This is a genomic window from Halobacillus sp. AWM4_238, from assembly GCF_056158265.1.
Map to the genome: position 1 here is coordinate 2,894,479 of NZ_JBSWSY010000002.1, position 22,491 is coordinate 2,916,969.

Consider the following 22,491-nt stretch of genomic DNA (forward strand, 5'->3'; position numbering starts at 1 on the left):
TGAAAAAGATACGGGTGTTTTATTTTTATTCTATTTCCCTGATTTAAACCCCTTTAGGACAAACAGGTTATGGAGGGCGTACATGCAGTTTGAGTAAAAAAGGAAAACTTCCTCATCGTGTTTTAGTCTGATCCATCTTTTGATTCAAAACGAAAATGAAAAAAGCCTCAGGTATCAACTCCTGAGGCTTGTCTTTATACTTCGACTGTCCAATTATACCGATCTTCTTTTCTTCCCCGCTGAATGCCTGTAATCGTATCATACAGCTCCTTAGACAGTGCACCGATTTCGTGATTGTTGATGACCATCTTCTTGCCAAGCCAGTTCAGTTCACCAACAGGAGAAATGACAGCGGCTGTACCTGTTCCGAAGGCTTCTTCTAGTTTGCCGTCTTCATAGGCCTGGTGCAGTTCCTCAATCGAAATCCGGCGTTCTGTCACAGGTACTTCCCACTTCCGTAAAAGCTCCAGGATAGATGTACGTGTGATTCCTTGCAAAATACTTCCGCTAAGGGCTGGCGTCACAATTTCTCCATCGATTTTGAAAAAGATATTCATGCTGCCGACTTCTTCAATATAGCGTTTTTCTACACCATCGAGCCAAAGGACATCGTTGTTTCCTTCTTTTACGGCTTTTGCTTGAGCCTGGTAGCCGGAAGAATAGTTGCCGGCGGTTTTTGCCATGCCTGTTCCGCCTTTAACCGCACGCGTGAATTTGTCTTCTACGTTAATGGTTACCGGCTTGATCCCACCTGAGAAATACGGTCCGACCGGAGATAAAATGATCATCAGCTTATACGATTGGGAAGGAGCCACTGCAAGGCTCGGTTCGGTCGCAATAATGAATGGGCGTATGTATAGCGACGTTCCTTCAAAGGCTGGAACCCAGTCCTTTTCTAATTGGACCAATTCTTTCAAATAACCGAGTACTTCCTGCTCATCGACCTGTGGTATGCTCAAGCGGTCACTCGACAAGTTCAATCGCTCGAAGTTTTTCTCTGGGCGGAAAAGAAGCACCCGGTCATCATCCGTGCGGTAGGCTTTCAACCCTTCAAAAACGGTTTGTCCGTAATGAAAGATCATGGCGGCTGGATCGAGGGTCAGCGGCTCATAAGGGACAATCCTCGGCTCATGCCAGCCTTTACTCACCTCATAGTCCATCACAAACATGTGGTCAGTGAAGGTACGTCCAAAAGGAATCTTTTCACTTTCTGGTTTGGCTTTTTTATGGGGGGATTCAACGATGTTCAATGACATTTTCATGACTCCTTTTTTATGGTTTGAATTTTAGTGGTTTTTGAATAGTAGTATCCATTGTACGCCCATCCCCATCTTTTTTAAAGAGGATTTGACGGAATGATCGAAATATTTTTACTACACTACCGCTTTTTTGTAATAAAATGCGTATCCTCCTTCTCTTTTGCTATACTAAAAAAAGGTAAAATGCGGAAAGGAGGCGTCCCTTTTGTTCAAACTGCTCTTAATTGAAGATGATCACACACTTTTTCAAGAGATGAAAGAACGTCTATCACAGTGGTCTTACGACGTTGCTGGAATTGAGGAGTTCAACCGGGTGATGGATGTGTTTACAGAAGTGGAACCGCACCTCGTTATCATCGACATTCAACTTCCGAAGTTTGACGGCTTCCACTGGTGCCGGATGATTCGCGAACATTCCAATGTTCCAATCATCTTCCTGTCCTCGAGGGACCACCCGACAGACATGGTGATGTCAATGAACCTCGGGGCGGACGATTTCGTACAAAAACCGTTCCACTTTGATGTACTGATCGCCAAAATTCAGGCTATCCTTCGTCGTGTGTACAATTACAATCATGACCAAAATGAATTAAAAACATGGCTTGGTGCGACCATCGACTATGAGCGGAACCGGGTTTCGAATGATGATGGAACCGTCGATCTTACGAAAAATGAAATGCTCATCCTAAAACAGCTGATTGCGAAGAAAAGCAAAATCGTCAGCCGGGAGGAAATCATCCAACGTCTTTGGGACGATGAACGGTTCGTCAGTGACAACACGCTCACGGTTAACGTTAATCGATTACGTAAAAAGCTCGCTGATCTCGGACTAGGGGATGCTATAGAAACGAAGGTCGGTCAGGGGTATGTCGCGAGGGATGTGTCATGATTCGGAAATTTCTTGCCGAACGGTTCAGTTGGATCCTGCTGATCGTTATCCTCCAGCTCCTTGCCTTTTTTATCGCATTCGTTGATCAAACCGTTCCGCTTTCTTCCATGCTCTACTACATCATGCTGTCAGGTATTCTCGTCGTGTTTTTCCTTTTCATCCGCTACCGAATAGAAACCCGCTTCTATACAGAACTGGAAGAACGGGACAATGACCTTGATCTGACAACATTCCCCGAAGCGGGAAGCCCTTTTGAAGCTGTGATTGAAACAAATGTGCACGATCAAATGAAACGTTTGAAACAGGAGGCTTCCCGAAATCAGAGTCTCCTCGAACAGGAAAAGGATGAGCTTCTATCATGGATTCACGAGGTGAAAACTCCTTTGACCGCGATGTGGTTAATCATCGACCGAATGGACGACTATAAGCTGAAGTCACAGCTGACCTTTGAATGGATGCGTATCCACCTCCTTCTCGATCAGCAGCTGCACCAGAAACGTATTCCTTTTATTGAAAATGACCTTTACATAGAAGAAGTAGAAATGGAGCCATTGTTATTCAATGAAATCAAATCATTACGATCGTGGTGCATGCAAAAAGAGATTGGCTTTGATATTGATCTTCAAGCTGAAACGGTGCTCACGGATGCGAAGTGGCTGGCGTTCATATGCAGGCAGCTGATAACGAATGCGATTAAGTACAGCGAGAAATCGGAAATCACGCTTGCAAGTAAGGAAGAAGCCGGTCGCGTAAGTCTCACAATCCAGGATGAAGGGCGCGGCATCGATTCAAGAGATCTTCCACGCATCTTCGAAAGAGGGTTCACCTCGACGACTGAACATCAGAATCAATCAGCGACTGGAATGGGCCTTTACTTAACGGACCGAATCCGGAAAGCGCTGAAGATTGACATTGAGGTGCAATCCGAAATAGGAAAAGGAACAACCTTCACCCTCCTGTTTCCGGAACCGAATGAATTTACGAAACTTGAGGGCATGTGACAAAACTGTCACATGCTTTCGTGATTTTGTTAGATGAATCGAAGGAAAAAGAGGTTGAGTGGTTCTACAATGAAGTCATACAGTGAAGGGGGTAACGAAATGAGTTTACTAGTCGCACGCAAGCTTCATAAAAGTTATGGCAACAAGTTTATGAAACAACACGTGTTGGAGGGCATCGACCTATCCATTCAGCGCGGGGAGTTCGTTACGATTATGGGCGCGTCAGGATCGGGAAAAACGACGCTCCTCAATGTGTTGTCCTCCATCGACCGTGTCAGTCACGGATCAATTACCATTGACGATCAAGAGATTACAAGTCAAAAGGATAAAAAACTTGCCGAGTTCCGCAAACACCACCTTGGATTTATTTTTCAGGAGTACAATTTGTTAGATACATTGACGGTCAAAGAGAATATTCTCCTCCCTCTGTCCATTTCAAACGTGTCCAAAAAAGAAGCACAAGCGAAATTCGAACGGGTTGCGAAGGAACTGGGAATTGAGGATGTCCAGCATAAATACCCAAATGAAATCTCAGGCGGACAGAAACAGCGCACCTCAGCAGCACGTGCCTTCATCCACGAACCGAGCATCATTTTCGCAGATGAACCAACAGGAGCACTGGATTCCAAATCTGCTTCCGACCTTTTAGGTAAACTGAGTGATTTGAACAAAAAGCGCGAGGCGACGATTGCGATGGTTACACACGATCCTGTCGCCGCCAGTTACAGCAACCGCGTCATTTTCATTAGAGATGGCCGGATTTACACACAGCTCAATAAAGGCGACCAGACGAGACAAACGTTCCTGAAGGATATTATGAAAACTCAAGGCGTGCTTGGCGGTGTGCAGTATGACCATTAATCAGCTCATCTTCCGCAACTTGAAAAAGAACCTGAAAAACTACTATCTCTATGTATTTGCCCTCATTTTCAGTGTCGCCTTATACTTTTCGTTCGTTACCTTACAATATGACCCGTCGATGAGCCAGGAAGGATCGATCAAAGGCGAAGCAACAGTGAAGGTTGCATCTATTTTTCTCATTACAATTGTGGGGATTTTTCTGCTCTATGCAAATGCCTTATTCATCAAGAGACGAAGCAAGGAAATCGGTTTGTTTCAGTTGATCGGCATGACGAAAAATCGGATTGTACGCATTTTAGGGATCGAAAACTTAATCATTTACTTCGGTTCCCTTGCGATCGGCATTTTTATCGGTTTTGCACTGTCCAAGTTGATCCTTATGAGCTTTTTCCGGGTTTGTTGGGGTGGATGAAGTCGCTGAGCTTAATTTTTCAACTCCGGCCTTTTTTCAGACGCTGATGGTTTTTGCCGGGATTTACCTGCTCATCATGGCAACGAATTTTCTATTCATTCACAGACAGTCGATCCTCTCTCTTTTCCATGTCACCTCAAGTGCACAAGGGAAAGTAAAGAAGCTCTCGATCTGGGAACATATGATGGGACTACTCGGAATTGGATTGATAGCCTCAGGATATTATTTATCCTCCCAGCTGTTTGAAGGAAGTATAACGACAATCACAGGTTTTTATCTGGCTATGCTCTATATACTAGGATCAGTCATCATCGGAACGTACTTTTTGTATAAAGGGTCGGTCCGCTTCGTTTCCAATTTGATTCGAAAAAATAAAAACGGCTACCTTACCATCAATGAAGTGCTTTCCCTATCATCTGTCATGTTCCGTATGAAGTCGAACGCCTTTTTACTTACCGTCATTACAACGGTTTCTGCACTTGCCATCAGCTTGCTTTCGCTCATGTACATTTCCTACTTTTCTGCAGAAAAATTAGCCGAGAAGACAGTGCCTGATGACTTTGCCATCGTTGCACCCAAAAAAGCGGATGACTTTATGAAACGGCTTGAAGAGAAAGGCATCACCTATACAGAAAACCCCATACCTGTTTATGAAGCAGAATTCAACGTCAAAGACATCCTCGATGCAAATTTGGAAGATTTGAACTTCAACACAGAACAGACGACTTTTCCCGTCATCAGTGAGGTTCATTCAGACGATATTGAACTGGATGAAGGCGAAATGAAACTCACGGGCTATACAGATTTGATGCAGTCTTTCATCTCGCTTCAAGATGAAGGGACAGCACAAATATTATTGCAGGGAGACTGGCGCAAACTGGACTATCGAGGGCTGGAAGAAGATTATGTCCTCTCCTCCTATTACGTCGCGGGTGGACTTCCGATCGGCGTCGTTGATGATGCGTTATTCAAAGAATTAAGCCAAAACTATAACTCTGAGATTCAATCAAAATCCAATTTATATACAGGTATAAATCTAGAGGATTCAACAAAACAGGAAGAAGCTTACGAGATATTTGCCGAAATGGGACTGGATGAAGGGAGAGACAACGGTTCACAATGGTACAGCGCCGTGTCGCAGAAGCAAAACATGGGGATTATCATGTTCATCGTCGGCTTTCTCGGCCTCACATTCCTGATCACTTCCGGATGTGTGCTATATTTCAAACAGATGGACGAAGGAGAAGATGAAAAAGGCAGCTACACGATCTTAAGGAAGCTCGGGTTCACCCGCGGGGACCTTTTAAAAGGAATCCAAGGGAAACAGCTGTTCAACTTCGGCATCCCTTTATTGCTCGGTCTTTTACACAGTTACTTTGCGGTCAAATCGGGATGGTTCTTCTTCGGAACGGAACTATGGACTCCGATGCTAATCGTCATGGCGCTGTATACAGCTTTCTATTCAATTTTCGGACTGTTGTCTGTTCTCTATTATAAGAAAATTATTAAAGAGGCCCTCTAACGAGTGCCTCTTTTCTATTCCGAACGATGTTCTGGTATAGTAAAAAGACGAGGTGAGACTATGGACGCAAAAACCATTTTTGAAACAGTGAAAAAACACGATCCCTCTGTTCTTGGGCACGAACAGTTCAGAAAGTTTGCTGTCCTTTTGCCACTAATCGAAAAGGATGACGAGCTTCATGTCGTCTTCGAAGTGCGTTCGCACCAACTCAGAAGGCAGCCGGGCGAGATCTGCTTCCCAGGTGGGAAAATTGACCCTGAGGACCCTTCGGCGAAACAAGCCGCTATGCGGGAGACAGAAGAGGAATTGGGTGTGAGGCCAGGACAATTCAAAGAAGTGCATCCCCTTGACTACTTGATTTCCCCCTTCGGCATGATCGTTTACACGTTTGCCGGATATTTGGATGTAACAGAAGACGAACTCATACGAAACCCTGATGAAGTACGGGAAGTATTTACGGTTCCACTCTCCTTTTTCCTAGAAAATGGACCACGGATCCACTACGTCCATTTCGAAGCCCAGCCGGAAGCAAACTTCCCTTACGAGCTAATTCCAGGAGGGGAAGAGTACAACTGGCGGACACGTCAGCTTGAGGAGTACTTTTATATATACGGAGATAAAGTGATCTGGGGAATGACGGCAAGAATCGTTGCTCATTTCGTAGATATCCTAAAAAAATAAATCCCTAACAAGAAAAGCTCTGCGCCTTCTGACGCAGAGCTTTTTCTTTATTTCAAGTCTTCATAATTCGCTTTGATTACACCGATAATTGTGCCAAGTGTCTGTCCTTTGAAGTTGTCAGGCACAGACTCTCCTGTAGGGTTTGCATAGTAGAGCGCATCTTTTTCTGCACTATATTCAAATCCCAACGAGGTCAGGGCAACTTCCAATTCACGAGGATTCTGTTTCAATCCTGTCAGCTCTTTGAAGTGATCCGATGGATAAACCCAAACGTCTACATCATCCGCTCCTGTATGGACAACGAACAAATCATCTTCGTAATGGGAGATCCATTGTTCTTTTGAAAAGAGTGCAACCCCTGTGCCTTCAAGTCCTGAAATACCTGCCAAATTGATACCGAAGATTGCATTGATCATCTTCCGTATATCATCACCAGACATTTTGCCGTCGAGAGCTTCCCAGTACAAGTCCATGACTTCTACCTTTGTCATTTTCGTGATGGCTTCGTCACTGATGTCTTCTTCATAAGCCTGTCTCACCAGGCTGAGCACATCTTCTGAATAGGTGCTCGTCTGTTTCCCGGCACCCAGTTCAGAAACCGCATCAAGGTCAATGCCATATACACCGTCTACGACATTACGGATATCCTTCGGTTTCACTTCTTTATAATAGCTCTCCAAAAACAGGTCCATCGCTTCCACTTTGTTTAAATTATGAATCCTATCCAAGGTATCTGAGATCGGAAGCAGCTCTTTTTCCTCTTTACAATATTGAATGTACAGTCGTACTGTCGCTTCTACTGAATACTTCAAATCCTCCGTCTGACTGAGCCCATCCTTCGCTTCCGTTTTTTCAGGTCCAACAGTACAAGCTCCAATGATGGCAAGCGACAATACTGTGACGATGATGGTCATCGACCCCTTCTTCTTTTTCTTAAACCACTTGAACATTGTCCACCCTCCATGAATATTTTGCTGCGGGGTTCTACATGTAGACACCTGATTATGGCAGGATTCTATGAAGTTTTTGTCTACCGTTGCTCGTATCTATATTTACTATACCTGTTCTTGTCGAATAAAGGAAAGCGATAACTTAATTCTTTACAAACTGTTCAAGTGAATCCCTGACCCATTGAGATTTTATCGTCCTATGAAAGAGAGGGTACACTAGCCTAAGAAAGAGGTGATCGTATGGATTCCTGTGTCATTGTATGGTTCAGAAACGATTTACGCGTACACGACCACCGACCGCTATTGCGTGCAGCTGCTCGCGGACTACCGGTTCTTGGGGTTTACGTATTTGATCAGACACAATATCAGAATTCTCCCTACGGGTTTCGGAAGACCGGAGCACATCGTGCCCAATTCATCCGGGAAAGCGTCATAGATTTACGAAAGAATTTGAACCGATTAGGTGTCCCCCTTCTCGTCAGGCATGGACTGCCAGATGAAGTGTTCACGTCCATTTCCGATGTTTTCAATATACAAGAAGTCTTTCTCCACGAAGAAATCGGCAGTGAAGAACGATTCGTCGAGCAAAAGGTCCGTGAACAACTTCCTCATACGACCTTCACCATCGACCACGGCCATAACCTATACGCACCTAAAGACCTGCCGTTCAAGATCACCGAACTCCCAGACACCTTTTCACAATTCCGCAATAAATTGGAAAAGAGTGGTGTACCAGGTCTTACAGAAATATCCATTCCGGCATCAGTCAGTGGCCTTCGCTTGCCTGTGGACCTGCCTGAAGGGGACCTTCCTACTTTAAAGGAGCTTGGTTTAAATGGTTTGGACCAGCCGCCACGTTATCCTGGTGGTTCTTCAAAAGCAAAAGAACGTTTAATTCATTATATTTTTGATGCCGACCGGCTTAAGGTGTACAAGGATACGAGGAATGGCATGTTGAAGGAAGATGACTCCTCTAAATTCTCTCCCTACCTTGCCAACGGATGTCTATCCCCAAAGGTCGTCCTTGAGCAGATCGGGATCTATGAGCAGAAATACGGGAAAAATGAGTCCACGTACAAACTTTATTTTGAATTGCTGTGGCGGGATTATTTTCATCTCGTCCACCAGAAATATGGCGATCGAATTTTTCATGCTTCAGGACTGAAAGGACTCTATATCCCTTGGACTTACGATCAGGAACTTCTGCAACGCTGGATGGACGGCACGACAGGTTATCCACTCGTTGATGCCGGCATGAGGGAGTTGAAGAAAACTGGATTCATGTCTAACCGTGCTCGACAGAATGTGGCCAGCTTTTTCACAAAAAACCTTGGCCTTGATTGGCGCATCGGAGCGGCCTGGTTTGAATCACAGTTGGTCGATTACGATGTAGCTAGCAACTACGGAAACTGGCAGTATATTTCTGGCGTTGGGAATGACGCTGTGCCTTTCCGGGCGTTCAATGTAGAAAAGCAGGCGCATACCTATGACCCCGAAGGTTCCTATTTGCGATACTGGCTTCCTGAATTAAGGGACCTTCCTGCCCCTTGGATCCACCAGCCAAGAGAGATGGGTATGGTCGAGCAAGAGCAGTATGGTATGTACCTAGGTGAAGACTATCCTCTACCTATCGTTGACTTGTATGATTCCATGAAAAAGCGGAAAGGAGACTTTGAGCAAGCACAAAAAAACTCCCGTTGAATCCGGGAGTTTTTGCTATGTTCGCTTCTTTCTTATGAAGATGAACAGGAAAAGGATAATAAAAATAACCGCTCCAGCAGCAAGGACTATATTTTTCACGTTCGGTACAACCATCTCTACCATGATATTCGTTTCACCAGCAGCACGGATATCCCACTGTAAAACGTCCCCATCTACACGATCGGCGTTATGTGATTTCGGTTTTAAAGGAAGGTCAAGTGTAAACGTCAGGTCCAACTGTTCCGCGACGAGTGACTGCATCCCTCCGATAACACCTGAATTTGAAAGGTCGAGCTGCGCTTCCACTTTGTACGTCGTTGTGAAAAGACCACCTTCTGTCGTCATCTCAACAGGAACATCACCGATTGCAGGCGCAACACCTGCGTCCGTCATTCCGCCGGACACCGGCAGGATCTCCATCTCCTGTACGTCGTCGAAGTCCTTTTTCGCCCGAAAACCGGTGAACCCATTTTCCTCATAGGGTTCCACTTCGTAACCTTTTGACGCAAGCTCTTCGGAAACAGAATCGAGCATATCACCAGCCCGTTCTCCAAATCGGTTTAGAGCCTCTTCTTCGACACCTGCGGTGATCGTATGTTCACCGCTTCCGTCCTTATTAATTTTCAGCTTAAGGTCTCCTTGCACGCAAGCGGTCAGAAAAGCGAGCAAAAGGATCAGCATAAACACTTGTCCAGACTTTCTCATGGGTTGGCCGCCTCCTTCGAAATCATTCTAACCATTGCCAATGCACCCTACATTCATTTGATGTCTTTCTTTTTCATTAATCAATGAGGTGTATCAAGGATATGCCTGCAAATGAATCGGTATCACACCTGATCTTACATCTTTTCCATCATTTTACCATGATATAGAAAGCAACACCTGCATGTTTACGACCCTGGTGGAAAAGATAAACGCAGGAGGGATCAGCATGAACGATTTAACCATAGAAGAATTTAACCAGCGCTTACAGCAGTGGCAAGGAGAAGACATTCGCATTCAGAAGCAAGAACTCCGCGATGAAGATACCATCTGTATGAATCTTGACCATATATCTTATGAAACTCACACGCGCCGACTCGACGATTACACACCGATGCACGCGCTCTACTTACATGGCCAAGGTCAAACACAAACCGATGCTCAAAGCGCTCAACCGCTGCCATCACCTTACTATGAAATTCCCCTGGAGGATTCGACCCGATATCAATACTTGAATGACCGCTTCACATTGGAGACCTCACGCGGGACCTACACCATTGAAAAAGAATAAGACAAAAAGGACGTCTTTTAACGGAGGCGTCCTTTTAATTTGCTTATATTCCTTGAATTTATCTTAAAACTTAAATCCAATCACAACTAAATCCACGGCATCCACGCCGGCATCATTTTCTGCTTCCGCCTTAACCCCAAGACCCAATCCCGGCACGTTATAGGTGCGGTTGAACCTTTCCCCCGGATAAACCGTAATCTGGTCAAGGGTTAAAAAACTGACCTGATTGACTTTCATAAGTAACTTGAACGTGACGGCTCCTTCTGAGACTACACGGTTCCCTCCAGCTACCCGAATGGTGTAAAAAGGGCTGACATCGATGCCCGCCGGATATTCTTCCGTCAAATCGACCGTTTGTCCTTCCTCGATGACTTGCCCGCCTGGTTCAGTGACGAAAAGAAGACGATTACCTGAAGTGATTCTGTAGGACATCCTCATTCCTCCCCCATTTGCTCATGGTATATCCTATGTGTGCCCCCCCGTAAGCGGAAGGTCTAAGAGACATATTTCAACAAAAGTTCCCCTTACCTTATGAAGGAAATGAACACGCTGTAAAGAATGGTATAAAAGGAGACATGCCATGGACAACTTTTACAAATCCTTAAAGCTTATATAAAAGGAGACAGTCAATGTTTAATCTTAAGAAGTTTTATCGCATTTTTGCATCCTTTTTTTTCTCAAGACCACCTGGCTATTTGACCGGGGGAATCAAGGATGGATCCTCAGGGAATCCCGGCAAATGGCATGTAGGAGAACCCCCATCCACAATCTCCGACAACTCGCATCCTATACTATTCGTTCACGGATTGAACAGCTCATCAGATACCTGGTGTAAGAAAAATGATATGTACGAAATTGCAAATCAAAACGGATACGAAACAGCTTTTATCGACCTCAATGCTGGCAAAAGTATGTGGGATAACGGAGCCCTATTAGCTGAAAAGGTCAAAGACATCCATGACTACTTCGGTGAAAAAGTTGTAGTCGTGGCCCATAGTAAAGGTGGTGTAGATACCCAGGCCGCCCTCGTTCACTACGGAGCAGATCCGTATATTGAGCGTGTCATTACATTATCCTCTCCTCATCATGGCTCACAGCTCGCAGACCTTGCCTACAGCAGCTGGGCGGGATGGCTTGCTGGCATCATTGGAAGTAAGAATGATGGCACCCATTCGCTCCAAACCGGGTACATGGCGTATTACCGCTCATTGACTGATACCCATGCCAATGTGTACAACACACCTTTCTACACATTTGGGGGAACGAAATGGGGAAGTTTTGGAAATGCCCTCTATTGGGGAGGTCTTTATTTACAGGCCTATGGAAGCAATGATGGAGCCGTAACTGTCCAAAGCTCCCGCCTTCCTTACGCGACAGAAATTCAAATCGTAAGGTGGAACCACACGACGATTAAAGAAGGTTCCTCTACTTTCAACCTCTTCCGAAATTACTTACATGAAGAAACGTTCGATTCTGCTTCAGCCGTTAATTTCGAGACAGCTGCTGTGATGGAAGAAGCGGAGTCTCCTCCTGCCGGTCATTACGTAGCAGGTGGAGAATACGTCGGAAACCATATAAAAAGGGTAGCGGTTGAAAAAGAGGTAGAAGCCGTCACCTTCGACTGGATCAGTGACCAAAAAGATACCTCCATAGCTCTAACATCCCCAAGCAACGTTTCATATGACGAATTCCTTGTGACAGCTGACGATACTGAATTTTTAAGTGGGGCCTATCACCACGCCATCACCATTGAGAAACCGGAGGCAGGGGAATGGACAATTGAAACAAAAACCAATAAAAAAGAACGCTACCTCCTGACTACGACCTTCAAAAGCCCTATCGATGCTATGCTGAGTAGTGAAATTGAAGAGGATCGCATGAAGGTCAAAGGGAACAAAAAGCTGAGCGTCCAAACCCGTATGACCATTGAATACTATGATAAAAAATGGAAGTTAAAACAGAAGAAAATGAGAGCGAAGAAAAATGGACAAGACTTCAAGATCCCAAGTCTGGGTGAAGGTGTCTACAATATGACCATTGATGTGAAAGGCACTTACGAAGGTACCCCGCTCGAACGGACCATCATCCAATCCGTTTACATCGATGACAAAGGCAAACTCTACGCACCATAAAAAAAGACGGTCCCTTAAAAGGACCGTCTTTTTCCATTTATTGGCGTACCAGGTCATACAGATAATGGTAATTAAAACACTTTCCGCAAATCCCATTTTTTGAGGTTAAGGGTGGTTTTGTCTGATGCGGTAAATTGGATACTGTCGCAATTAGGTGCTGGGTAGAAGCGGGCAGTGAAAACTTGTGCGCCTCCGTTCACGAACACTTCTACAGAGGATGTATCCATGAAAATATGCACATCCTCCAAGTTCACAACTTCCGTCTGTCGCTTTTCAACGACACCATCGACATAGCTTTCACGTTCCAGTGTGAAGATCCTCTGCTCATTAGAATAAACGAGGCGAGCCGCTCCGCCGATCTCAAGGGCGAACCAACCTCCAGAAATATCGATATCCTCAAGCTTCAGTTCGACCGACTTCCCTTGGACGCCGTCGACCTCAAGCGTCTCATGATCAAGCTCTACACGTCGTTCCACCGCAACATCTTCTCGCAAGTCTTCAAGCTCTGCCACGGGGGTTTGATAGACTCGTCCATCTACTAGCTTCAGTTCACGCGGCAGGGTCATGTTGTGCAGCCACTGATGCTTCACAGTCGGGTGATCCTGTTCATCCTGATCAGGCACGCTCATCCAGCCGAACAGAATCCGTCGGCCATTTCCATCCTCCGTCGTCTGAGGTGCATAAAAATCAAAGCCGTGATCCAGCTCATAAAAATCACCATGCTCATAGGACCCATTCTGAGCCTCAAACGTTCCGGCAACATACCCCGCCTGATAGACGTTTTGATACTTCATCCCTTCAGATTCAAGTCCCTGAGGTGAGAAAACAAGCACATCTTCACCACCCAGATGAAATAAATCCGGGCATTCGAACATGTAGCCAAATTCACTTAGCTGACCTTCTCCTCCGCCGGCTAAAACCCCGACATGGGTCCACTCATGTAAATCCGTAGAACGAAGCAGGGCAACCGCTCCCTTCAAGTCTTCCGTCTGAGCACCGACAACCATAAAGTAAGTGCCATCCTGCTCCCACACTTTCGGATCACGGAAATGTGCGGTATATCCTTCCGGCAAATGTACAACCGGTCCTTTTTTATCAAAATGAATGCCGTCTTGAGATACAGCAAGACATTGATAAGACTCGCGATTACCTTCCTCATCCTTTACGTTTCCTGTGTAAAAAGCATAAAGCTCGCCGTTATGCTCAATGGCAGAACCTGAATAACAGCCGTTTTTCTCAAACCACTCCGAAGGCGTAAGAGCAATGTCTTCATGCGTCCAGTTAACGAGATCCTCGGACGAATAATGGCCCCAGAACTTCGCCCCGTGCCCCGTTTTAAACGGCATCCACTGATAAAACAAGTGGTAGGTCCCGTTCCACTGAATCCAACCGTTCGGGTCATTCAAAAGACCGACGGGTGGCATGATGTGATAGTGCAGACGATAAGGGTCCTGGTGCACAAGATCCTGGTGCTTTTCCACTTCTTCAAATGCAGCCTGACGCAGTTCCTGATCTTTACTCATGGATTACTCGCCTGCCTCTTCAAGGTGCTTGATCACTTCATCCCTTGTCGGAAGGGCTGTCATCGCACCTTTCGTTGATGCTGCGAGTGCTCCAGAGACACTGGCGAACTTAGCCATCTTCACCGCTTCCGTAAGCTTGATGGCCGTCACATCCCCTTCGTATTCATTCAAGGAGTACAACATGCCCGAAACAAACGCATCGCCAGCACCAGTCGTGTCTACCGCTTTCACTTTCATTGCAGGCACATGCTCTATACCCTCAGATGTGCATACATAATTACCTTCTGCGCCCATCGTAATCAGTGTCAAAGGTATGTCGTAAGCCTCAAGCTTCTCAAGCCCACGCTCGATGTCTGTTTCACCAGTGATGAACTCCAACTCTTCCTCTGATATTTTCAAAAGGTCTGCTTCAGACAGCATGGATACAATCGTTTCCCTTGCCTGTTCCTCTGAGTCCCAGAGCGGCAGTCGTAAATTCGGATCATACGAGACGATCATCCCTTTTTCTTTAGCCAAAGCTACTGCATGTCGCGTCGCCTCTTTCACCGTCTCCCCGATCATCGATATCGACCCGAAGTGGAGCACTTTATGGGTATCGAAATCTGACACATCGATTTCCCTTGCTTCAAGGAACTGATCCGCACTTGGATTGATGTAAAAATCAAAGCTGCGTTCCCCGTCTTCGGCATTTGTGACAAAAACAACGCCTGTTCTTACGTCTGGAGTCAGAAACATACTGTGGGTCTGTACACCGTAATCCGTGAGTGTCTTTTTCATAAAACGACCGAGAACGTCATCACCGACTTTTCCTAAGAAGGTAGATGTCGCCCCAAGCCTTGCTACACCGACGGAAACGTTCGCCGGCGCCCCACCTGGACTTTTTTGATAGTTCGTATTTTCTGCGTCTAACGGGATAAAATCAATCAGTGCTTCCCCGAGTGAAATGACACCTTTTTTCATCGTTCATCCTCCTCCTAAAGTCGTTCTTCCCTTTATTATCTTCCATTCATCTATACAAAACAAATCCCTACCAGTTCAACGACTGGTAAGGATTCGTCATTATTATTTCGTATCTTCGTTCCAACCAAGCAGAAGTGTTGCAATGATCGAACCACCGATGGCGATCAAGCAGCCAATTCCGTAGTTGATCGGATCTTGAGCAATCGCGAACATAGGCAAACCGGTCAGACCGATTCCATTCGCCATCACTTTTGTGAACACCACATAAGCGCCACCTAAGGCACCACCGATCGCCGCTCCAATGAACGGACGACGGTATTTCAAGTTCACACCGAAAATCGCAGGTTCTGTAATCCCAAGGAAAGCAGAGATTCCTGCTGGAAGAGCGATTTCTTTCGTTTTCTTACTCTTTGTCTTGAAGAAGACCGCAATTGTTGCTCCCCCTTGAGCCACGTTCGCCATAGCCCAAATCGGAAGCAAGTAGTTCCCACCAACATTCAACAGTTCTGCTTCAATCGCGTGGAAACTGTGGTGCACCCCTGTCAGTACGATTGTGGAGTACAAACCACCGAAGATGAACCCGGCAATCGGACCGGCAGTTTCATAAACAACGCCAAGCACAGAAGTCAGTCCATTACCGAGCGTACGTCCAAGTGGTCCAACGACTAGCAGGGCAACAAATCCTGTGAAAATAACGGTCAAGAAAGGCGTCAGTAAAAGATCAATCGCATTTGGCACAATCTTACGGAAGCCTTGTTCCATCTTAGCCATCACATAAACCGTCAATAGAACAGGAATAACTGTTCCCTGATAACCAAGCATTTCAACACCGAAGCCTAGAAAATCAAGCGATTCCGGTTGGGCATCAGCAAGGCCCCACGGATTCAATAAATTCGGGTGGGTCATAATTCCACCGATCACGGCACCTAAATACGTATTCCCTCCGAATTCCTTCGCTGCACTAAAACCGATTAATATCGGCAGAATGATGAAGGAAGCGGACGAGAACATATCTAGCATGACGAACACTCCACTTTCAGGGTCGACCCAGTTGTACGTGTTCATCAGGCCGAGAAGCCCCATCAGCATACCTGCAGCAACGATCGCCGGAATAATTGGAACGAAAATATTTGATAGCGTACGGGCAAAGCGAGCCAGTGGGTTCATTTTACTTTTGGCTGCATCCTTGTGGGAAACGGATTTGTCATTTTCCTCTTCTTCCACAGATGCTCCCACCATTGGTCCAAAGTGGGTAAATACTTTGTTGACCGTCCCTGTCCCGAAGATGATTTGGAACTGACCGGAACTGGAGAACGCCCCTTTGACTCCATCAAGTTCTTCAATGGCTGCTTTATCAATTTGACTCTCATCATCAATGACGAGACGTAAACGTGTGGCACAGTGAGTGGCACTGACAACATTATCCTTGCCGCCAAGCAAAGAAACCAATTGTTCAGCTACTTCTTTATGATTCATGATGTTTTCCTCCTTGTTTATTTGAAAATAAAAAAGACCTAAAACGCGCACAGTATGGGTAGGTCATTCGCATACACGAGTCACCTAACCAACTCTACACATTTTAGGTCTTGCCTGCTTTACCAGTAACAATCCTGCATTATTCAACTTTGAACAATCTTATTCTAACCAATGAAAACGCTGTCGTCAATCCCTTAATAAAATTAATTTACGTTTAACAGCCGCTGGATATGCAAAGCGATGTAGGCGATTTCAGAATCTGGAAAATGAACGCCGTATTCTTCCTTCAAGTAGCCTGCCACTTTCTCCGATGTCACATAAGCTTCCTTATATTTTGTTTGGATCAACTCAAGCATATCTTCATCAATCGGTTCGAAGTTGCTGCCCTCTTCCACACGATTCAACGCAAAACGGAGATGAGTAATTAAACGTTGGTAATTAATGCTCGTCTCTTCAATAGTAATGCCGGCAATCTCTTCAACTTGCTCAACGAAATCACGCAAAATGGTCGCCGTCTGTAACGATTCACTCATTGAAGGCGAGTCCATTTTAGCGGTATGAACGTGAAGCGCGATGTGAGCAATCTCGTCCATGGGAACTTCGACACCCAGTTCGCGTTTGATCACTTCTTTCGCCCACATCCCGACTTCGAATTCCTTCTTATATAAGAACTTAATTTCATTTGTCAGTTTATTTTGGATTGGAAACCCTTGCTCCAGCCGTTCCAAAGCAAACGATAAGTGGTCGGTGAGGGCGATATGGATATGGTCGTTCAATGGCGCTTCCAAATGCCCTTCTGCATGACTGATAATTCGTTCGGCCACTTCGATATGCTTTTCCGGCAACGTTGATAATAGCTGTTGAAATTTTTCTGAGGATTGATCACGTAAGAGGAAGATCTTCTCAATTTTATGTTTAGGTACAATGTCGTTCCGCTTCTTTTGAAAAGCGATGCCTTTTCCCATAACGATCTTTTCCTGGGGACCATCGTAAACAACGACTGCATTGTTGTTCAGGATTTTGAAAATGCGCATAGTAAGCTCCTCCGCTCGAATGGTTACTTCTTCAATATTACCACGAAGCAAGGCTTCTATGACAATCGAATGGGCGATTGCCAAAAATAGAGGTCATAAAGAGAACTTGGAACGGGGGTTCACAATGGAACATGGGAAGAAGAAGCATATATTTACTCATTTCCGGGAATAGAAAGCTGCACAAATCCAATAGTTTTTTCTTGTTTTACCTTTACAAAATCCAAACAAAAGAAAGCAGGTTTTAACATGAAATTATTTCCTCAATATGATTCTATAATAAAAGGAAATCGGGAAGGCTAATTACTAAACCCTTTCCCTATTTCTTGTTACACTAGAAACCGTGAGAAATTTTTGTATAATCATTCTCATTCAGGTAGCTGAGGATAAAATTTCGACAGATTTTTGTCTTTGTTGACAAATAGTCGGTTTTATATAATAATAGTTACTGAATTAGAATTATTATAAAAAGCTGCATCATCCCAGCAGCTAATCAAACATACTTTACAGGAGGAATTCTACTATGGCTCTAATCGGTAAAGAAGTACAACCATTCCAGGCAAAAGCATTCAAAAACGGTGATTTCATCGATGTTTCACAAGAAAACTTCAAAGGTCAGTGGAGCGTTGTTTGCTTCTATCCAGCAGACTTCTCTTTCGTTTGCCCGACAGAACTTGAAGATCTACAAAACAACTACGATGCCCTTAAAGAACTAGGTGCAGAAGTATACTCTGTTTCCACAGATACTCACTTCGTACACAAAGGCTGGCACGATGCTTCTGAAAAAATCAACAAAATCACTTATGCAATGATCGGTGACCCTTCTCAGCAGATCTCCCGTCAGTTCGACGTACTAAACGAAGAAGATGGCCTAGCTGAACGCGGTACATTCATTATCGATCCAGATGGCGTCATTCAAACTGTAGAAATCAATGCAGGCGGAATCGGCCGCGATGCAGACAGCCTTATCGGTAAAATCAAAGCAGCTCAATATGTACGCAATAACCCTGGTGAAGTTTGCCCAGCAAAATGGGAAGAAGGCGAAGATACACTAACACCAAGCCTTGACCTAGTCGGCAAAATTTAAGGAGTGGAATGATAGATGGTTCTCGATGCACAAATAAAAGCACAATTAGAAGAGTATCTAAAGCTTTTAGAAGGTGACATCGAACTGAAAGTCAGCGCGGGAGACGACAAAGTCTCCCGTGATATGCTGGCTCTCACGGATGAGCTTGCATCCATGTCACCGAAAATCACAGAACAAAACTCTGAATTGAAGCGCACTCCAAGTTTCAGCGTAAACCGCCCGCAAGAAGAAACTGGCGTAACCTTTGCCGGTGTTCCGCTTGGTCATGAATTCACGTCCTTGGTTCTTGCTTTACTGCAAGTGAGCGGTAGAGCTCCGAAAATCGATGATACAATGATCGATCAAATCAAAAACATTTCCGGTGAGTTCCATTTTGAGACGTTTGTCAGCTTGAGCTGTCACAACTGCCCGGATGTTGTCCAGGCCCTGAATATCATGAGCGTGCTGAACCCGAACATTACGCACACGATGATTGATGGTGCAGCGTTCAAAGAAGAAGCAGAAGAGAAAAACGTCATGGCCGTTCCTTCTGTATTCCTTAACGGTGAATTCTTCAGTGGTGGACGTACAACACTTGAAGAAATCGTTGCGAAAATTAGTGAAGGACCCTCCCCGGAGGAGTTTACCAACCGTGAGCCTTATGAGGTTCTCGTCATTGGTGGTGGCCCTGCAGGCGCAAGTGCAGCCATTTACTCTGCACGTAAAGGCATCCGTACCGGAATCGTTGCCGAACGATTTGGAGGACAAGTCCTTGATACGATGACCATCGAAAACTTCATTAGTGTGAAGAGCACAGAAGGACCGAAGTTTGCCGCAAGTCTGGAGGAACACGTCAAAGATTATGAGATCGATATCATGAATCTACAACGTGCGAAAAACTTGCAAAAGAACGACGACAACTTATTTGAACTTGAACTCGAAAATGGCGGTGTTCTGAAGAGTAAGACTGTCATTATCTCCACCGGGGCACGCTGGCGTCAACTTGGCGTACCTGGCGAGGAAGAGTATAAGAACAAAGGCGTAGCCTATTGCCCACACTGTGATGGACCATTGTTTGAAGGCAAAGACGTTGCCGTCATCGGAGGCGGAAACTCTGGTGTCGAGGCAGCGATTGATCTTGCTGGTATCGTCCAAAACGTTACCGTACTTGAATTCGCAGACACACTAAAAGCAGACGAAGTCCTCCAAGACCGCTTGAAGAGTCTTCCGAATGCCGAAGTGAAAACAAATGCTCAAACAAAAGAAATTACGGGTGATGATAATGTGAATGGAATCACATACATTGACCGTGAATCTGGTGAAGAGCAACACATCGACCTTGATGGTGTCTTCGTCCAAATCGGACTTGTACCAAACACGGAATGGGTAGACGAATCCGTTGAAATGAACCGCATCGGAGAAATCATCACAAACAAAAATGGGGCAACGAACGTTCCAGGATTGTTTGCTGCTGGTGACGTCACCGACTGCCCGCACAATCAGATCATCATTTCTATGGGTGATGGTGCAAACGCCGCGCTTGGTGCTTTTGACTACTTGATCCGTAACTAATGCAAAATAGACGAGGGATAGGATTTCTCCTATCCCTCGTTCTTTTTACTAAATAATAATCCTCCCCTACCTACTCCCTTCAAGCTGAAAATTTACAATATATTTACAAAAACTTAACACTTCGATAAACTATTATTGAGGTGTATGAATATGAAAGAATCATTAAAAAGATTAATGAAGAGTTCCTTCTTCTTTTTTACTGTTGTCCTAACATTAAAGTTTATCCTTTTAAGGTACTGGCTTCTCTACGACTTCAATCCTTTGGCAAGCTTCTGGTTTGAAATGAGTCTAGTCCTTATCATTATGTCTATCGTCGAATTAATTCTCAAACGTGGGAAGCTTGTCGTATACATAATTCTTGATTTACTTTTATCCGCATTATTTATAGGCATGCTTATTTATGAAAGGTATTTCAGTACCATTCCTACCTATTATGATCTATCTCAATTGAACCAGGTAGGAAGTGTAAATGAGAGTATGTGGATGCTCTTTAACAAAGCTGACCTTATATTCTTTGCAGACTTCCTTATTCTTGCTGCCCTTTGGATTTTCGCGAAAAAATGGTCTTATCCTTCTAGTAAGACCTCCAATCTTGTTATGACCGGTGTACTCGTAGTAAGTACGATCGTGTCTATTTTCAATTTCCAAGTGAACAAGGATGAAGTGGTGTTGGATCATGCTTTATTCGCAAAGGAAAATGGATTTTTCCAAACGCAATTCATTCAATATTACCGTGAAAATTCAAACAGCGAGACGGCATTTGCTTTTACTGGTGAAGAACAAAATGTAACGCTCGAACGAATCCAAGAGCTTAAAGGTAATGATTACGTGCCGATGAACGAACACGATAATTTTGGTATCGCCAAAGACCGCAATCTGATTGTGATTCAAATTGAATCCCTGCAAGATTTCGTCATCGGTAAATCTATTAATGGTCAGGAAATTACTCCAACCATTAATCAGTGGCTTGATGATAGTCTATATTTTTCCGATGTCTATCAACAAATCGGTTCAGGAAACACTTCAGATGCGGAGTTCTTGATGAACACGTCCCTTTATCCGCTTGGAAATCAAGCGACTACAGAGCAGGTTGGCAACATGCAGCTTCCGTCCCTTCCACGTATGCTCGGTAATCGAGGGTATCACTCCGTAACGATGCATGCCGACGATGTGACTTACTGGAACCGGGACGAGTTATATCCTGCCCTTGGATTTGATGACTATTACGCAAAAGAGTTTTATGGAGAAAAAGACACGATTGGCTTTGGACCGTCGGATGGTTTGTTTTATGAAAGATCCATGGATGCTTTAAAAGAGATTTATTCCAATCATGAAAATTTCTACGCTCATGTACTGAGCTTAACGAGCCATACTCCATTTGAAATGCCAGAAGATAAAGAGGGACTTGATCTCCCTGCCGCTTATGAAGGGACATTGACAGGGAACTATATGCAATCGGTCCATTACGCGGATCAAGTCCTTGGTGATTTCTTTCAAGATCTCAAAGATTCAGGGCTATGGGAAGAATCTGTCATTGCCCTTTACGGAGATCACTCTGGCTTACACGGGAAGTTACTGAAAAGTGAAGACCAAGATTTGCTAAAAGACTTTGTTGGTGAACGCTATTCGTTATTGAACCGTTTTAATATTCCGTTTATTGTGAGTGTACCCGGAGAGGATGAGGTTTCAGGAGTCGTAGATCATCTTGGAGGACAAATTGATATGATGCCGACACTCCTGAATCTGTTGGGTGTTGAACCGAATACCATATACTTCGGCCATAACCTTTCGCATTATTCCGATAACCTCTTGGGGATGCGTTATTACGTACCCACAAGCTCGTTCTTTAATAAAGATACTTTCTTTATAGCTAAGAACAGCCGCTTTGATGAACGTATTCTCGATTTAAATACAAATCAAAGGATAGAGGATGAATTTGAGAATCCCTCTTCGCACTTTGAAGCTCAACGTAAAGATACTCTGAAGCTTCTTCAATGGTCTGACGCCTATTTTGAAAGCTTAAAGTAAGCTGTTCCCCTTCTCTTTTAGAGGAGGGGATTTTTTAATTTGTAGCGAATGACCAACGATTTTTCATAGGTGAATCCACCAGTGAATGTATTAAACCATAGACTGATCTTTCCGCTTCAACCTTAAATACCATTCATTCCTCTCTTGTTTTATC

At 44.6% G+C, this 22,491-nt stretch carries 18 protein-coding genes and 1 pseudogene; 11 read left to right on the forward strand and 8 right to left on the reverse strand.

Annotation, left to right across the window (positions count from 1 at the left end; genetic code table 11):
• Positions 1 to 194 precede the first annotated feature (194 nt).
• On the reverse strand, positions 195 to 1,262 hold the full coding sequence (locus tag ACXACN_RS14355) for a branched-chain amino acid aminotransferase (protein ID WP_474965380.1): 1,068 nt from the start codon (positions 1,260 to 1,262) through the stop codon (positions 195 to 197).
• 202 nt (positions 1,263 to 1,464) lie between these two features.
• Between ACXACN_RS14355 and ACXACN_RS14360 the strand changes: the two genes are divergently transcribed.
• From ACXACN_RS14360 to ACXACN_RS14380, 5 genes and pseudogenes are all read left to right on the forward strand, one after another.
• A complete protein-coding gene (locus ACXACN_RS14360) occupies positions 1,465 to 2,148 on the forward strand; it encodes a response regulator (RefSeq protein WP_474965382.1) in 684 nt (227 codons plus the stop codon).
• Positions 2,145 to 3,149 carry a sensor histidine kinase gene (locus ACXACN_RS14365; protein ID WP_474965384.1) on the forward strand — a complete coding sequence of 335 codons (1,005 nt, stop codon included), beginning with the start codon at positions 2,145 to 2,147 and terminating at the stop codon, positions 3,147 to 3,149. The genes ACXACN_RS14360 and ACXACN_RS14365 overlap by 4 nt, the downstream gene beginning before the upstream one ends.
• A gap of 99 nt (positions 3,150 to 3,248) precedes the next feature.
• On the forward strand, positions 3,249 to 4,010 hold the full coding sequence (locus ACXACN_RS14370; RefSeq protein ID WP_474965385.1) for an ABC transporter ATP-binding protein: 762 nt from the start codon (positions 3,249 to 3,251) through the stop codon (positions 4,008 to 4,010).
• Positions 4,000 to 5,944 (forward strand): annotated as a pseudogene (locus ACXACN_RS14375) (ABC transporter permease). Before ACXACN_RS14370 ends, ACXACN_RS14375 begins: the two are co-directional and overlap by 11 nt.
• A 60-nt stretch (positions 5,945 to 6,004) precedes the next feature.
• Positions 6,005 to 6,625, forward strand: a complete 621-nt coding sequence (locus tag ACXACN_RS14380) for an NUDIX hydrolase (protein ID WP_474965387.1) — start codon at positions 6,005 to 6,007, stop codon at positions 6,623 to 6,625.
• Positions 6,626 to 6,672: 47 nt separating this feature from the next.
• Here ACXACN_RS14380 and ACXACN_RS14385 read toward each other — a convergent pair whose 3' ends face one another.
• Positions 6,673 to 7,575, reverse strand: a complete 903-nt coding sequence (locus tag ACXACN_RS14385) for a hypothetical protein (RefSeq protein WP_474965388.1) — start codon at positions 7,573 to 7,575, stop codon at positions 6,673 to 6,675.
• 240 nt (positions 7,576 to 7,815) lie between these two features.
• Between ACXACN_RS14385 and ACXACN_RS14390 the strand changes: the two genes are divergently transcribed.
• Positions 7,816 to 9,276 carry a DASH family cryptochrome gene (locus ACXACN_RS14390; RefSeq protein WP_474965389.1) on the forward strand — a complete coding sequence of 487 codons (1,461 nt, stop codon included), beginning with the start codon at positions 7,816 to 7,818 and terminating at the stop codon, positions 9,274 to 9,276.
• A gap of 15 nt (positions 9,277 to 9,291) precedes the next feature.
• Here the strand turns inward: ACXACN_RS14390 and ACXACN_RS14395 are convergent, their stop codons facing one another.
• Positions 9,292 to 9,981, reverse strand: coding sequence for an LppM family (lipo)protein (locus tag ACXACN_RS14395; protein WP_474965391.1), 690 nt, complete (start codon positions 9,979 to 9,981; stop codon positions 9,292 to 9,294).
• A gap of 226 nt (positions 9,982 to 10,207) precedes the next feature.
• On the opposite strand from ACXACN_RS14395, the gene ymzB reads away from it, so the two are divergent.
• Positions 10,208 to 10,549, forward strand: coding sequence for a protein YmzB (gene ymzB / locus ACXACN_RS14400; RefSeq protein WP_474965392.1), 342 nt, complete (start codon positions 10,208 to 10,210; stop codon positions 10,547 to 10,549).
• 63 nt (positions 10,550 to 10,612) lie between these two features.
• Here the strand turns inward: ymzB and ACXACN_RS14405 are convergent, their stop codons facing one another.
• Complete coding sequence (locus ACXACN_RS14405; protein WP_474965393.1) at positions 10,613 to 10,981, reverse strand: hypothetical protein; 369 nt, start codon at positions 10,979 to 10,981, stop codon at positions 10,613 to 10,615.
• Positions 10,982 to 11,178: 197 nt separating this feature from the next.
• Here ACXACN_RS14405 and ACXACN_RS14410 point away from each other — a divergent pair, with 197 nt between their 5' ends.
• Entirely contained in the window at positions 11,179 to 12,681 is a 1,503-nt protein-coding gene (locus tag ACXACN_RS14410) for an esterase/lipase family protein (protein ID WP_474965395.1), read from the forward strand.
• Positions 12,682 to 12,752: 71 nt separating this feature from the next.
• Here the strand turns inward: ACXACN_RS14410 and ACXACN_RS14415 are convergent, their stop codons facing one another.
• The 4 genes from ACXACN_RS14415 to ACXACN_RS14430 form a co-directional block, all read right to left on the reverse strand.
• Complete coding sequence (locus tag ACXACN_RS14415) at positions 12,753 to 14,204, reverse strand: glycoside hydrolase family 32 protein (protein WP_474965396.1); 1,452 nt, start codon at positions 14,202 to 14,204, stop codon at positions 12,753 to 12,755.
• A gap of 3 nt (positions 14,205 to 14,207) precedes the next feature.
• Complete coding sequence (locus ACXACN_RS14420; protein WP_474965397.1) at positions 14,208 to 15,164, reverse strand: aminoimidazole riboside kinase; 957 nt, start codon at positions 15,162 to 15,164, stop codon at positions 14,208 to 14,210.
• Between the two features lie 102 nt (positions 15,165 to 15,266).
• The gene (locus ACXACN_RS14425) at positions 15,267 to 16,640 is read right to left on the reverse strand and encodes a sucrose-specific PTS transporter subunit IIBC (protein WP_474965399.1); all 1,374 of its coding nucleotides are present in this window, start codon (positions 16,638 to 16,640) and stop codon (positions 15,267 to 15,269) included.
• A gap of 203 nt (positions 16,641 to 16,843) precedes the next feature.
• On the reverse strand, positions 16,844 to 17,674 hold the full coding sequence (locus ACXACN_RS14430; protein ID WP_474965400.1) for a PRD domain-containing protein: 831 nt from the start codon (positions 17,672 to 17,674) through the stop codon (positions 16,844 to 16,846).
• 520 nt (positions 17,675 to 18,194) lie between these two features.
• Between ACXACN_RS14430 and ahpC the strand changes: the two genes are divergently transcribed.
• From ahpC to ACXACN_RS14445, 3 genes are all read left to right on the forward strand, one after another.
• Entirely contained in the window at positions 18,195 to 18,758 is a 564-nt protein-coding gene (gene ahpC, locus ACXACN_RS14435) for an alkyl hydroperoxide reductase subunit C (RefSeq protein WP_474965401.1), read from the forward strand.
• 15 nt (positions 18,759 to 18,773) lie between these two features.
• Positions 18,774 to 20,309, forward strand: a complete 1,536-nt coding sequence (ahpF, locus tag ACXACN_RS14440; RefSeq protein WP_474965403.1) for an alkyl hydroperoxide reductase subunit F — start codon at positions 18,774 to 18,776, stop codon at positions 20,307 to 20,309.
• A gap of 150 nt (positions 20,310 to 20,459) precedes the next feature.
• Positions 20,460 to 22,337, forward strand: a complete 1,878-nt coding sequence (locus ACXACN_RS14445; protein ID WP_474965404.1) for an LTA synthase family protein — start codon at positions 20,460 to 20,462, stop codon at positions 22,335 to 22,337.
• Positions 22,338 to 22,491 lie beyond the last annotated feature (154 nt).